Source organism: Vreelandella halophila (assembly GCF_019903425.1).
Lineage (GTDB): Bacteria > Pseudomonadota > Gammaproteobacteria > Pseudomonadales > Oleiphilaceae > Halospina > Halospina halophila.
In genome coordinates this window covers 1,848,948-1,863,182 of sequence record NZ_JACHUZ010000013.1, presented here as the reverse complement: position 1 = coordinate 1,863,182, position 14,235 = coordinate 1,848,948, and the positions used below count along the sequence as shown (strand labels likewise).

Below are 14,235 nucleotides of genomic sequence, written 5' to 3'. Positions count from 1 at the left end.
AAGTCAGGATTATTGAGGGCTCGGATTCCGGCCTCAACAATCGGCCGATAACCTGTGCAGCGACAGAGGTTCCCGGAAATGGCATCAAGGACCGCCTTCCTGGGATGCTCTGGCATCCCCTTATCCCGCACCTCTTCATGAAGCGTGGCCAGCGACATCACAAACCCCGGCGTACAGAAACCGCATTGGGAGCCGTCGCATGCCACCATGGCTTCCTGAACCGGATGAAGCTCTCCGTGGACGCCATCGCCACCCAGCCCTTCTACGGTTGTAACAGACTGATCCCTAAGACTTTCAGCAGGGCATATGCAGCTATTTACTGTATAGGAACGGGGTTTTTCCCCACGTTCATCATGGACCATGACGGTGCAGGCGCCACAGTCTCCGGACGCGCATCCCTCCTTTGTCCCGGTCAGCCCACACTGGTTCCTGAGAAATGCCAGAAGTGTCCTGTCCGGGGCTTCATCGCCGCTGTCGTAAAGGCGGTTGTTGACCTTGAGGCGCACGAAACGATCCCCCACGCAATGATTCCAATCGCAGTCCCATGACTGTTTTCCATCCTGTGCTCTGCAAATTTTTGGCCAACTAGACAGGTTATTAAAAAAGAGTCCCAGGACGGATGATGCGAAGGGGCTGGCACATAGATTGCTTCCAGAACCGGAGTGTATTGTCCTGGTGGTCAGTTTTATGGGAGCAACAGCATCGAGACGTCTGGAGTTGGTGGGCATCACCAAGGCCTACCCCGGCTGCATTGCCAACGACGGGGTGGAAATGACCGTAAAACCCGGTGAGATCCACGCCCTGGTGGGGGAGAACGGGGCGGGCAAGAGTACCCTTATGAAGATCATCTACGGGGTGGTCAAACCCGATGCCGGCCAGCTCATCTGGAACGACCGGGAAACCCTGATCGAGGGGCCGGCTCATGCACGCAGGCTTGGCATGGGCATGGTCTTCCAGCATTTTTCACTTTTCCAGACCCTGACCGTGACGGAGAACATCGCCCTCTATCTTCCACGGCAGGAATACGGCTCCCTCCGCCGCCTCCGCGACAGGATCCTGAGCGTTGGCGAGGCGTACGGGCTTGATATCAATCCTGACCGGCATGTCCATACGCTCTCGGTCGGGGAGCAGCAACGCGTAGAGATTGTGCGCTGCCTGCTGCAGGAGATCCAACTGCTGATTCTGGACGAGCCCACGGCCGTGTTGACGCCTGGCGAGGTCACTCACCTGGTGAAAGTACTCAAGCAGCTGGCGAGAGAGGGCTGCAGCATTCTGTTCATCTCCCACAAGTTGGAGGAAGTCAGAACGCTCTGCGATCGCGCCACCATCCTGAGAGGCGGCAGAGTAACGGGCAACTGCATCCCGGCGGAGACAACGTCGGAACAGCTATCACGCATGATGTTGGGGGACGACCTGCATATTGAGAAAAGCATGGGGGTTGGCGCACCAGGTGACGATAGGCTCTCACTTGAAGGGGTGTCCGTCTCACCTGGGGGAGCATTCGCCATTGCGCTCCATAACATCGACCTCACGCTCCGGGCCGGCGAAATCACCGGTATTGCGGGGGTAGCTGGCAATGGTCAGGACGAACTTGTTGACCTCATCAACGGTGAACTCCCCCCTGACGCAGGCAAGCTGCTACTGGATAGTCGTGATATGACCGCCGAAGGCGTCCTGGCCCGGCGACGGGCCGGCCTTGCGACCGTTCACGCGGACCGGCTCGGACGCGGCTCAATAGGGGCCATGTCCCTTACTGAGAACCGGCTCCTCACCGCTTATGTCACGGATTCCGACGCCCACGGTTTTCTCCATTGGCGACCACTGACGGAGCGCACCCGGGAGTTGATCCAGCATTACCAGGTCAAAGCATCCGGGCCTGATGACACGGCAGCCAGCCTTTCCGGGGGTAACCTCCAGAAATTCATAATCGGGCGCGAAATCGCCCAGGCGCCGAAGGTGCTCGTCTGCTTCTACCCCACCTGGGGGGTGGATGTGGGTTCCGCCAACCGGATCCATGTGGAGCTGGCGCGGTTGCGCGATGAGGGCACGGCCATACTAATCCTCACAGAGGACCTGGACGAACTCTACCTGCTATGCGATCGCGTGGGCGCCATCTGTGGCGGCCAACTTTCCCCTTTGAAACCCGGCAATGAGGTATCGATGGAAACCCTGGGTCAATGGATGGCAGGGACGTTCGGCGCCTCACAGACGCAAGGGGGTCAACATGCGCATTGAAGCCCGCCCAACGCCATCACACACAATGCGCTATCTCTCTCCGTTACTCGCTCTGGGGCTGACACTCACAACCGGCGCCGCCATTTTTGCCGCCCTTGGAAAAGCGCCTCTCGCCAGCCTGCATGCCTTTTTCATAGAACCGATTTCGACGGTTTATGGGCTGTCAGAGCTTTTCGTGAAAGTGACGCCCCTGCTGCTCTGTGCAACCGGCCTGACCCTGTGTTTCCGGGCCAAGGTCTGGAACATCGGGGCGGAGGGCCAGTTCGTTTTCGGTGCCCTGATCGCGGGTGCAGTCTCGCTTCAGCTTGCCGATTACCAGGGGTTCTGGGTTCTCCCGGTAGTGATCGCAAGTGGGGTGCTCGCAGGCATGGCCTGGGCTGGCATCGCCGCCATACTACTGACCCGGTTCCGGGCCCACGAGATCCTGACCACCATCATGCTCAACTACATCGCCATCCAGCTTCTTCTCTGGAGTGTGCATGGCCCCCTCAAAAGTCCCTCAGGCTATAACTTTCCGGAGTCGGAACTGTTCAGTCCCCAGACTCTGCTGCCGACACTCTGGGGTCAATACCGGGTCACGATCGCCATCCTCATCGCCCTTCTCATGCTGGCGGTGGTCTGGACGGTCCTGAACCGAACTCTTCTTGGCTACCAGACAAGGGTTATGGGCGAGAACCGCCAGGCTGCCCGCTTCGCTGGATTCAACGGCAACCGGCTGATCTGGATACTACTGCTTTTCAGCGGCGGTATGGCGGGAATGGCGGGCGTTTCCGAAGTCAACGGCCCGGTTGGGCAACTAACCACCAACCTGGCTTTGGGCTACGGCTACACGGCCATCATTATCGTGTTCATGGGCCGGATGCACCCGCTGGGGGTGTTGCTCGCGAGCCTGTTGCTCGGCCTGACCTATCTGGGCGGCGAGAATGCCCAGATGACCCTGGGGCTGCCGAAATCGATCACCGGCGTCTTTCAAGGGCTTCTCCTGTTCTTCCTGCTGGCCTGCGACTTCCTGATCTCCCATCGGATTGTGCTGGCGCCTATAAGGAGCCAGCCCCCTAACCTGTCCAACACCCCCGTCAGGGAGGTGACGCGCTCATGAGTATAGACATTATCGAAAACATCCTGTTCGCCACGATCCGGACCGGCACACCACTCCTATTAGTGGCGCTGGGTGCCATGATTTCAGAGCGCAGCGGCGTACTGAACCTCGGGCAGGAAGGCATGATCCTTGTGGGCGCCGTCTGCGCCTTCATTGGTGCCTACACAACCGACAGCCTGCTCATCGGAGTAGCCAGTGGGCTCGCCTCCGGCGCCCTCTTCTCACTGATCTTTGCGGTCATTGCAATCAGCCTGGTGTCCAGTCAGATCGCCACCGGCCTGGCCCTGACCATCTTTGGAACTGGCCTAAGCGCTTTCCTGGGCGTCGACTATGTGGGCCTGTCCATTGATGGACTGGATGAGTGGCCAATTCCGCTGCTCCATGACATTCCCGTTATCGGCAAAGCCTTCTTCGCCCAGGACATGCTGGTCTATGGCTCCTTTGCTCTGTTCGCCGCCATATATTACGTCATGAGCCGTACGCGCGTGGGGCTGATCATCCGTGCGGTCGGCGAGAACCCCGGCGTGGCGCACAGCATGGGCTACCGAGTCCTGCTGGTACGCTACGCCACGGTCATGTTCGGTGGCGCCATGGCAGGCCTGGCCGGTGCCTACCTGTCGCTGGCCTATACCCCAATGTGGACTGAAGGCATGTCGGCCGGGCGCGGCTGGATCGCGCTGGCACTGGTCGTGTTCGCGAGCTGGCGCACCGGGCGGGTCTTGGTCGGGGCCTGGCTGTTCGCATTCGCCAGCATCCTGCACCTGGTACTCCAGGGCTTCGGTTACGACATATCCCCGAACCTGCTGGGCATGCTTCCTTACCTGGCAACCATCATTGCCCTGGTCATGATGATGCAGCGCGCCGGCACCGCCCAGCTGGCGCCCCGCTCACTGGGGCAACCCTATTACCCACAGAAATAGTCTGTTCACAACGACATCGACTGACGGAGGATCAACCAATGAAAGCACCAACCCTGATCAGCCTGGGCCTGGCGGCCGCCCTTTTCTGGAGTGCACCATTACAGGCCGAGGATGCCCCCCTGAAAGTAGGCTTTGTCTATGTCAGCCCCATTGGGGATGCCGGCTGGACCTATATGCACGACCGCGCCCGCCAGATCGTGGACAAGGAATTCGGTGACCGGGTTGAAACCAACTACGTGGAGAGCGTTTCCGAGGGCTCGGACTCGCAGCGCGTCATCCGCAACCTGTCGGCCAATGGCCATGACCTTATTTTTACAACCTCTTTTGGGTATATGAATCCGACCATCCGAGTAGCCCAGCGATTCCCCAATGTCCGGTATGAGCACGCTACCGGCTACAAGACGGCGGAGAACGTCGGCAATTACCAAGCACGGGCCTACCAGGGACGCTACCTCGCGGGTATGGCGGCGGGCGCCATGACAGAGACGGATACCATCGGCTATGTCGCCGGATTCCCGATCCCCGAAGTGCTGCGCGGCATCAATGCCTTTACGCTCGGGGTCCGCGAAGTCAACCCGGATGCCTCGGTACGGGTCTCCTGGATCAATTCCTGGCATGACCCAGCCAAGGAGCGCGAGTCGGCCTCTAGCCTCATCCGCCAGGATGCAGACGTGCTGACCATGCATGCGGATTCGCCGGCAGTCGTGCAGGCCGCCCAGGATGAGGGCGTCTACGGCATTGGCTACAACTCGAACATGGAATCCTATGGCCCCGACGCCCATCTCACCTCGGTAATGATGCACTGGGAGCCGATCTATCGTGAGAAAATCCAGGCAGTGCTTGACGGTAGCTGGGAGTCGAAATCGATCTGGTATGGGCTCTCAGAGGGCGTAGTAAAAATGGCTCCCATGCACCCGGACATCCCGGAAAGCGTGACTGAACGGATCAGCAAACACCGTAACGCCATCATCAACGGCGACCGGGAAGTCTTTCAGGGGCCAGTCCGCAACCAGGACGGCGAGGAAATCATTGCCGAGGGGGAATCCCTGAGTGATGGACAACTGCTTGAAATCAACTGGTATGTTGAGGGTATCAAAGGCAAACTTCCTAACTGACAGACACCCACAAAACAAAACGGATAATAAATGCTGGAACGCAGCAAAGACTTCGACCCCAACGAGACCCCGACCGGCAAGTACCGGGCGGGGCGGATCCGCGATCGCAACCTGACCAACATCATCGCGGCAGCCGAAGAGGAGTTCGTGCGCCAGGGGTATACCGGAACAAGCATCCAGGCCGTCGCCGACCGGGCCGGCATCCCCAAAGCCAACGTGCATTACTACTTCAAGCGCAAGTCCTATCTCTACATCGCCGTCATTGAGAAACAGGTCAGGCTCTGGAACGACCTGCTGGACGAAGTCCGCGTGGAGGATGACCCCGCAACCGTTCTGGACAGCTTCATCCGACGGAAGGTGGAGCTGTCTTACACGCACCCCCGGGCGTCCAAACTCTTTGCCATGGAAGTCATTCAGGGCGCGCCTCATCTGCGTGACTACATGCGGACCCAGATGCGCCAGTGGGTCCGGGACAAGGTCAGCGTTATGGAGACCTGGATGGAACAGGGCCGCATGAACCGCGTGGACCCGATGTATCTGATCTTCCTGATATGGGCCTCTACCCAGCACTATGCCGACTTCGACATCCAGGTCCTCACCATCATGAATCGGGCCGAATACGAACCCGAAATGATCGAGGGGATCGCCGATTTCCTGAGCCAGATCATCCTGCGCGGATGCGGACTGGAACCACCCCAGCACCCAGGCCCCACCCTCTCCATCCATCAGGAGGATAGTGGCAGCCATGACTGAGACCCTGTGGCTGCGACACCCGGCGGCATGCTGGACGGGCAATGGGGCAAATGCCGATAACGGTCTGGTCGTTGAGGGCAGCCGAATCCGGGAACTCGTGCCAGCCGGACATGAACCCTCTTGCCACTACGCACACACCTTCGACGCTTCCGGCCATGTCCTGCTGCCAGGGCTGATCAACACCCACCATCACTTCTACCAGACGCTAACCCGCGCCTTACCGCGCGCCCTGAACAAGCCCCTGTTTCCGTGGCTGGAAAGTCTCTACCCCGTCTGGGCGAATCTGGACGACGACGCCATCCACGCCGCAACGGAACTGGCGCTTGCGGAACTGCTGCTTTCGGGTTGTACGACCGCAGCGGACCACCATTACGTCTTCAGCCAGCTGATCCCTAGAGCCATTGATGTCCAGGTGTCTGCGGCAAAGCGTATGGGCGCCCGCGTGACACTGACACGAGGTTCCATGAGTTTTGGGGAGCTGGCCGGCGGGCTCCCCCCGGAGAGTGTGATTGAGCCCGAACCGGTCATTCTTTCGGAAAGCGCGCGATTGATTCACGCCTATCACGACCCCGAGCCGGAGGCGCTGTGCCGGATTGCCCTTGCCCCCTGCTCCCCGTTTTCCGTGACGCCGGAGTTGATGCGCGACACCGCCCATCTGGCCGAAGAGCACGATGTATTGTTGCATACCCACCTGGGTGAGACCCGGGATGAGACCGACTTCTGTATCCAGTCCCATGGTCAGCGCCCCCTTGAGTACCTCGAGGATGTGGGCTGGCTGACCCCACGCACCTGGCTCGCGCACGGAATCCACTTCACTGACGACGAAATCCGGCGTATCGCCAACTCGGGGACGGCCGTCTGCCATTGCCCCACCTCCAATATGCTGCTGGGATCCGGCCATTTCCGGGGATGCGACATGCACCGCGCCGGTGTGCGAATGGGACTCGGCGTAGATGGTTCAGCATCCAACGACGGTTCCAATATGATTCAGGAGGCGCGCCAGGCGATGCTGATGCAGAAACTCACCTATGGCGCGGACCAGTTCAGTCACCTGGACGCGCTCGCCCTGGCTACCACCGGGGGTGCCCAACTCCTGGGCCGCCCGGAACTGGGCGAACTGGCCCCCGGGAAACAGGCGGACCTGGCGCTGTTCAGCCTGGATGATCCCCGTTTCTCGGGCCACGCCGATCCCCTGGCGGCCCTACTGCTCTGCGGCGCCCACAGGGCCGATCACGTCATGGTGGGCGGGGGATGGAAAGTCCGAAATGGGGGGCTCGTGGATCATGATATCCACGAGATCATGGCACGCCACAAGCAGGCCGCGGAGCGCCTCATCCGGCGCGCCGCTCCAGCCTAATCCGTATAGACATCGTTCAAAACACGTCGGAAACCACGGAAGACCCGGTCCGGATCCGTCTCAAGGCAGACTGTCACCGGCGACGCGCCTGGCCTGGGAACCAGGGTGCCAGCGGTCGCCGCATCAAGGTGGGAACGGGGCTTCCCGTCCCAGCGCCTGAACAGTCCAGCACAACACAATCCTTTTCGCATGGGCCCATCCCTTAGTCAGTTCCTGGAACGTTCGTTTGGTACCGGTCCCAGTCATCTACCAGAGTCTGAACCACCCGGTTACCGAGCTGAAAAGCCGCTTCATAGGCGGGTTCCCCGTTATCCGGGTAAGGCGCGGTTGTGCTCCAGGCTGCCGTCTTATCATCGGGTGGGAAGGTGTAATTGCTCACCGTCCGCAGGACCATCACACGCTCGGGATCCACAAGGTCTTCACGGGCCAGGCGATGCAAAGCCGTCAGAGTGCCGCTGTCCTCCATGTTGCTGGTTACCATATTGGCATCGTCGCCGGCCTGGAGCTTCACCCAGTCGTTGGCCCAGTCATTCAGATAGTCGCCGTGCCAATAGGTACTGGCGCTCAGGGTGTCTCCCAGCGCCACTGACGGTGGCTTCCGGGCCTCCGGGTAATTCTCGTACATCGCCCGGAAGTCCTTCATGGCGGGCGTATCCCCGACCGCATGGCCACGGGTCAGATCATAGGCCCACTCAGCCAAGCTGCCATTGAGGTCGAACGAGATGGTGTCAACGGTCCAACCAGTCGCTTCCTGATTGGGCTCCTCGGCGCCCAGTGGAATCAGGCCATAAGCCCAGTCCTCAGGCATTTCCCGGGCATCAATCTCGTACAGGAGATCGCCGTCCACCACATGACGGGCCCAGACCCCGGTCCCAAGGGAGACATCCTCGGGATCACCACCGCCAATCCCCGAGACCAGCCAGTAGGCATCGGACAGGTCGAAGCGTTCATCCAGGCCCAGAGCCATAATGGAAGCGGTCGCGTTGGTCACTCCACCGCCGGTGCATATGGCCAGTATTCCTTCATCATTGAGATGCAGATCAAACTGGCCTAGCGGAAAGTCCACAGGCTCAAGATCCAGTCGCTGGACCCAGCGATGGTATTCACCGGATTCCTCGCCGTTGATATCACCATTCTCGAAATGGGTTACGACGACCGCCTTGATCTCAGTCGCGGCAATACCCTGGGTGGATACACTTATAAGACCCGCTGCCAACAGCGGGGAAAACCTGGTACGGATCATGACACGCTCCTTTTTAAAACACGCAGCTCCCTATGCAAAATCCTGTCCATTTGGATAATTTTATCGAAAAACAACAACGGAACGCAGCAATAGGCGAGTAAGGCCGTACTGAATGAATCCTGAAGCCCTTCATTAAATCCTCAATATTGAACCAGTAATGGGCGCACTTGACGGATAGGCTCCATGATCGGGCACTCCGATTACCAATCCCCTTTTCCTGACCATGCAACCAGGCTTTCAGATTAATGGTATGGATGTTGCAGCGTGCAGGGGCCCAACCACGGATCAAAGGAGATCCCCATGTCACAACCATTGCGGTCAGCCGCAGTGACGGCATTCATGCTGGTCCTCACGCTGTGCCCGTCGCTGGTGGGGGCCGAAGAGCGCTACCCCCACTATGAACCCACCGATACCATCGTGGTTCTCGGTGCTGTCCCCCAGGAGATCCCGGTTCTTACGGACGCCATGACGGACGCGGAAAAGAAGAGCCTCTGGGGCATCCCCTACTGGGAGGGTGAACTTCACGGTAAGCCCATTGTCGTCGCCATTACCGGCATCGGTAAGACCTTCACCGGCATGACGACCACGCTTTTCATAAAGGAGTTCAAGCCCCGTGCGGTTCTGATGACCGGCACTGGCGCCCGGGTCAACCAGGATCTGCGTACCGGCGATGTCATCGTCGCCACGCACACCCATGAACATGACTATGGGAGCCTCACCAGCGAGGGCATGACCTACCGCCCCATGAACGGCCCCATCGATGGCAACGAGGTGAAGAATGCATTCAGTCCCAGCGACCGGATGCTTGAGAAGGCCAAGCAGGCCATGGCGACCTATGAGCGTCGCGAAGTGGAAGCCAACGGCAGCACCTACACCAACAGAGTCGATTTCGGTGTCGTGGTTTCCTCAGACCTGTTTGGTGTAACAGAACAACGGCTGACCCTTTTGAGAAACCGGTTCGACGCGGACATCATGGAGATGGAATCTGCCCCGCTGGGTCATGTGAGCGAGGCGCTGGGGGTTCCCTACCTGATCGTGCGCTCTGGCAGCAACCTGGCCCAGGAGGAACCCAATGACGATTACCTCAGGCTCGGTCCCATTGCCGCCCGCCAGGCCGCTTATTTCTCACTGCACCTGATCAGACACCTCTGACCCCTCGGATTTAGCGGGGGTTGCCAAATCCAGGCGATAAACGGCATACCCCGCGCCATTCTCTTTTACCTGGCTCATGGGGTAATAGCTGTTCGCCTCAATGAAACGCTGCGCCTTTTCCCCCGGTGACGTGCGGAAGGTGACGGTCAGTTCCGGGGCGTCCGCAATACTCTGCAGATGCCAGTTATGGTCCGCTTCTGCGTCAACGCCATTCCCGGACCGACTCTGGCGCTTGATGTAATCCGCGACGATGGTGCGGTTCTCATCCGGGGACTCAAACGCCACACTGGCCTCACCCGTGCCCGGGAAGACCCCCCCAAACGCCCGATAATTATTGGTAGCTACCAGGAACGTCTGATCCGGTTCCACGGGTTCCCCCTGGAACCGCAGGGCCCGGATGCGTTGCGAGCCAGGGTTTACCCGGTTGCATTCACCGTCATAGCGCGCCGGCTCGGTCACGTCCACGCGGTAGTGAACCCCCTCGAACACGTCAAAATTGTAGGTCCTGAATGCCTCCCGGTTAATCAGTTCCTGGGCACCGGCGTCTTCCGGATCAATCCGGTTATAGAGCGATACAGCGCATTCCAGCCATTCCCTGAGCTCTGCGCCACTGATTCGAAGCGCAACCAGCCGGTTCGGGAATGGGTAGAGCGCAGCTACATCACCATAGTTCACTTCCCCTTCGGCCACTTCTACATAGGCTTCAGGGCTGCTGCCCCTTCCCCCTGCCCTGAACGGCGAGGCCACGGAGAGGACCGGCAGGCCGTCCAGATCCGGATCGCCCTCAACATAATGCCTCACATAGGCACGCTGGGCGCGGTTAACCAGCTCAACCGTGGGGTCGTCCTGTGCCAGCGCGAGATAACTGTAAATCGGGTCGTTGATCCCACCGATAGGGCGGTTAACGAAGGTCCGGGTCGACTCGTGAGCATCCGAGACGGCCTCAGCGACCCGAGGGTCGCGCTCCGCGATGGCCTGGTTGTTCCGGTCATCAAAGATCGGTCTGGCCTCGGAACGGGCGGAAACGACCTTCCATTCATCCCCTTTCCGGGTGAGTTTCAGGTCCATGATGCCCAGGTGACTGCCCCAACGCCCGGGCATCACGGCCACGACACCATTGACGGTACCGCGCTCGGCATCAACGCCCTCGATCCCCGAAAACTCGTCACTCGGGAAAACCGCATGCGCATGGCCGAAGGCAATGGCATCAACGCCCTCGACCTCCGACAGGTAATACACCGAATTCTCCGCCATGGCCCGGTATGGGTCGGAAGAGAGGCCGGAGTGCGGGATTGCCACAATCACGTCGGCACCGGCTTCCTTCATTCTGGGCACCCATTTTTCAGCAGTGCGGGTAATATCGCGCGCTTCCACACGCCCCTTCAGGTGCTGGCGATCCCAATCCATGATCTGAGGGGGTACGAACCCGATGTAACCAATCGACAGCTCATGCGGCCTGCCCCGTTCATCGACAACCTCGTGCTTCTGTATTCGGTAGGGTGTGAACACCGGCTTCCCGGAGTCCGGATCGACCACGTTGGCATTGATGTAGGGAAACTCTGCGCCCTCCAGGGATTTCCTGAGAAAGTCGAGACCGTAGTTGAATTCATGGTTCCCAATGTTGCCCACCGCATAATCAAGCCGGTTCATTGCCTGGTAGACAGGATGAGTACCGTCTTCAGGCAGATCCTGCTTGACGGCATAGTCACCCAGGGGGCTGCCCTGGATCAGATCCCCGTTATCCACGAGCACATGGTTGGCCACCTCACTGCGTGCCTGCTCAATCAGCGATGCCGTGCGAACCAGGCCAAAGCGGGCAGTTGTGCTGTCACGGTAGTAGTCAAAATCCATGATGTGGGCATGGATATCGGTGGTTTCCATAACGCGCAGACTAACGGTGGGGTCACTGGTCTCTGCGGCAGCCAGACTCCCCAGCCCCAGGAACAGGACGAAAACTGTTTTCACTGTGTATCGGCGCGTCATCCTCAACTTCCCTCCGGGTTGGCGCTACTCTGGGCCAGGTTGAGCAGGGTACGGACCATAGCTTCAATACCGAGGCCAACGTCCGTGGTCATCACCGATTCATCCGGATGGTGGCTGATTCCTCCCGCACACCGTATGAAAAACATCCCGACATCCGTGATCCGTGCCATCGCCATGGCATCGTGACCGGCACCGCTGGGAAGGTGGACGGGTTCCAGCCCCATTGCCTCGAGAGCCCTGGATTGATGGCTCTGGAGGCTCGTGGTGCAAGCAACCGCCGGTGCGCTGTGGGTCTCACGCCAGGAGGATACAAGACCGCGTTCCTCGCAGAGCCGATTGGATTCACTCCGGATAAGTCTGAGAGCCTGGTCACGGCGTTCATCGTCAGTAGCCCGCAGATCCAGTGACCAGCAAGCCTCTCCCGCAATGACATTGACCGCCCCAGGGACAGCGTTCAGTCGACCCACGGTCGCCATTACCTCCTGCTCGCGGGCCACCCGCTCAACGACAAGCGCCGCTTCCGCAGCCCCGAGAAGGGCATCCCGCCGCAGCGCCAGCGGGACGGTACCCGCATGCCCGACCTCGCCCTCCAGGGTCACCGTAAAGCGTCTGGCGCCCGCAATCCCGGTTACAACCCCCAGAGGATGGCCACCGTGTTCAAGTACCGGACCCTGTTCAATATGCAGTTCCAGATATCCCAGCAATTCCTCCGGATCCCTGGCGCAGGATCCGATCCGTGCCGGGTCCAGCCCGAAGTCCCGGAAAGCCTGCTCAAGTGTGCCCCCCCCGCGATCGGCCAGTTCCCACCATTCCGGCTGCCAGTGCCCGGCTACCGGGTAGCTTCCAAGGAGAGTTGTTCCAAAGCGGGAACCTTCCTCATCACCAAACGCCACAACGTCCACGTGAAACGGAAGACGGATATCCTCCTGGTTTAGATACTCAACCACTGCCAGAGCGGTGAGTATGCCCAGTGGCCCATCGTATCGACCCGCATTGGGAACGGAATCATGATGGGAGCCCATAATCAGGGCCCGGATTGGCGGCGCGGTGTCGGTCGCTGCAGCATAACGGCCCCAGAGATTACCGGCAGCGTCCTCCCAAACCGTCATGCCTGCCGCTTTCATCCAGTGAGCCAGGAGGTCACTGCACCTCCGATGCTCAGGCGTCAGATAATAGCGATCAATGCGGCCCGGCTCGCTGGTGATGGCGGCCAGTTCGTCGCAGCGCTCCATTACCCCATAAGCGAGTTCGGGGACCCAGTTCATAGCTCTTCCCCGCTGAACCGGGCCAAGGCTGCCCTTACTCCAGCCTGGGGAGACAGCCGGTGACCAGCCAGCCCCAGGACCGCCTCCAGCGCCGCGAGGGTCTGGATAACCGCGTCCCGTCGCGCGTTGTAGCCCATGGTCCCGATTCGCCAGATGCGCCCATGCAAGGGGCCAAACGAGGTGCCGATCTCGATGCCGAAATCAGAGAGCATGGAATACCTTACCTGATCGCCATCCACTCCCTGAGGGATGTGGACCCCAACCACGTTGTTCATCCGGTGCCCCTGATCACCGAATAGTTCGAGATCCATCGCCTCCAGGCCTTCAGCCAGGGCCAGGCCACTCACGCGGTGCCGCTTGCGGACATTCGCCGGCCCCTCTTCAAGGTGAATGCGGGCGCATTCCCGAGCCCCGTAGAGCATGGTCGTCGCCTCAGTGTGGTGGTTAAGGCGCTCTTCCCCCCAGTAGTCCATGATCATGGCGAGATCAAAATAGTTGGAGCTGATCCGCTGCCCCCGCCCCTCGCCGTGGCCGGTATGGCGGATACCCGCCTCAACGTGCTGGCGCTCACGGATCGCTGAGACGGCCCGTTCCCCCAGCGTCAACGGCGCACTGCCGGAAGGGCCACAAAGACATTTCTGGAGCCCTACGGATACCGCGTCCAGTTCCCAGGCATCCGTGTAAAGGGCGTTGCCGGCGATGGAGGCTGTCGCATCACAGTAAAGAAGCGCGTCATAGCGCCGGCAGATGGCTCCCAACGCTTCCAGGGGCTGGAGCATGGTGGTGGACGTATCGCCCTGGACCAGTGCCACCAGCTTCGGCCTGACGCGGCGTACGGCCTCCTCGATCTGGGCCGGCTCGAACACACGGCCCCATTCCACCTCGATCGTGTGGACTTCGGCACCGCACCGTCCCGCGATCTCTGTCAGCAGGTGCCCGAAACGCCCGAATATCGGTACGAGCACCCTGTCTCCGGGTTCCAGGAGGGAAACCAGGACGGCCTCAATGCCAGCTCGTGAGGTGCCGTCGACAAGGAAGGTCCACTCGTTCTCGGTTTCAAAGACCCGCCGGTACAATGCCATGGTCTCATTCATGCAGCTGGTCATGGCGGGG

General features: G+C 60.0%; 11 protein-coding genes and 1 pseudogene. 7 read left to right on the top strand and 5 right to left on the bottom strand.

Annotated elements, in window-relative coordinates:
* Positions 1-41 precede the first annotated feature (41 nt).
* Positions 42-728, bottom strand: a pseudogene (locus H4I92_RS17185) (2Fe-2S iron-sulfur cluster-binding protein); the annotation flags it as partial.
* Between H4I92_RS17185 and H4I92_RS12985 the strand changes: the two are divergent.
* From H4I92_RS12985 to H4I92_RS12960, 6 genes are read left to right on the top strand one after another with little or no spacing between them, the layout of a single operon-like run.
* A complete protein-coding gene (locus H4I92_RS12985) occupies positions 688-2,235 on the top strand; it encodes an ABC transporter ATP-binding protein (RefSeq protein ID WP_077530993.1) in 1,548 nt (515 codons plus the stop codon). The pseudogene H4I92_RS17185 and the gene H4I92_RS12985 sit on opposite strands and share 41 nt — an antisense overlap.
* On the top strand, positions 2,225-3,334 hold the full coding sequence (locus H4I92_RS12980) for an ABC transporter permease (protein WP_077530992.1): 1,110 nt from the start codon (positions 2,225-2,227) through the stop codon (positions 3,332-3,334). The genes H4I92_RS12985 and H4I92_RS12980 overlap by 11 nt, the downstream gene beginning before the upstream one ends.
* The gene (locus tag H4I92_RS12975) at positions 3,331-4,254 is read left to right on the top strand and encodes an ABC transporter permease (protein ID WP_077530991.1); all 924 of its coding nucleotides are present in this window, start codon (positions 3,331-3,333) and stop codon (positions 4,252-4,254) included. Before H4I92_RS12980 ends, H4I92_RS12975 begins: the two co-directional genes overlap by 4 nt.
* Positions 4,255-4,292: 38 nt before the next feature.
* Positions 4,293-5,369: a BMP family ABC transporter substrate-binding protein gene (locus tag H4I92_RS12970; protein ID WP_077530990.1), complete on the top strand. Its 1,077-nt coding sequence runs from the start codon at positions 4,293-4,295 to the stop codon at positions 5,367-5,369.
* A gap of 30 nt (positions 5,370-5,399) precedes the next feature.
* Positions 5,400-6,122 (top strand): TetR/AcrR family transcriptional regulator, encoded by a 723-nt coding sequence (locus tag H4I92_RS12965; RefSeq protein WP_077530989.1) that lies wholly within the window; start codon positions 5,400-5,402, stop codon positions 6,120-6,122.
* A complete protein-coding gene (locus H4I92_RS12960) occupies positions 6,115-7,479 on the top strand; it encodes an 8-oxoguanine deaminase (RefSeq protein ID WP_077530988.1) in 1,365 nt (454 codons plus the stop codon). The genes H4I92_RS12965 and H4I92_RS12960 overlap by 8 nt, the downstream gene beginning before the upstream one ends.
* A 202-nt stretch (positions 7,480-7,681) precedes the next feature.
* Here the strand turns inward: H4I92_RS12960 and H4I92_RS12955 are convergent, their stop codons facing one another.
* Positions 7,682-8,722, bottom strand: a complete 1,041-nt coding sequence (locus tag H4I92_RS12955) for a purine-nucleoside phosphorylase (protein ID WP_077530987.1) — start codon at positions 8,720-8,722, stop codon at positions 7,682-7,684.
* A 300-nt stretch (positions 8,723-9,022) separates the two neighbouring features.
* Here H4I92_RS12955 and mtnN point away from each other — a divergent pair, with 300 nt between their 5' ends.
* Positions 9,023-9,874 carry a 5'-methylthioadenosine/S-adenosylhomocysteine nucleosidase gene (gene mtnN, locus H4I92_RS12950; RefSeq protein WP_218668215.1) on the top strand — a complete coding sequence of 284 codons (852 nt, stop codon included), beginning with the start codon at positions 9,023-9,025 and terminating at the stop codon, positions 9,872-9,874.
* Here mtnN and H4I92_RS12945 read toward each other — a convergent pair.
* The 3 genes from H4I92_RS12945 to H4I92_RS12935 form a co-directional block, all read right to left on the bottom strand.
* Positions 9,848-11,857, bottom strand: a complete 2,010-nt coding sequence (locus H4I92_RS12945) for a bifunctional 2',3'-cyclic-nucleotide 2'-phosphodiesterase/3'-nucleotidase (protein WP_077530986.1) — start codon at positions 11,855-11,857, stop codon at positions 9,848-9,850. The genes mtnN and H4I92_RS12945 overlap by 27 nt on opposite strands.
* Before the next feature lie 2 nt (positions 11,858-11,859).
* Entirely contained in the window at positions 11,860-13,122 is a 1,263-nt protein-coding gene (locus H4I92_RS12940; protein WP_077530985.1) for an allantoate amidohydrolase, read from the bottom strand.
* Positions 13,119-14,235, bottom strand: a 1,117-nt coding sequence (locus tag H4I92_RS12935; protein ID WP_077530984.1) for a pyridoxal-phosphate-dependent aminotransferase family protein, incomplete at its 5' end; no start/stop codon positions are given. The genes H4I92_RS12940 and H4I92_RS12935, both read right to left, overlap by 4 nt.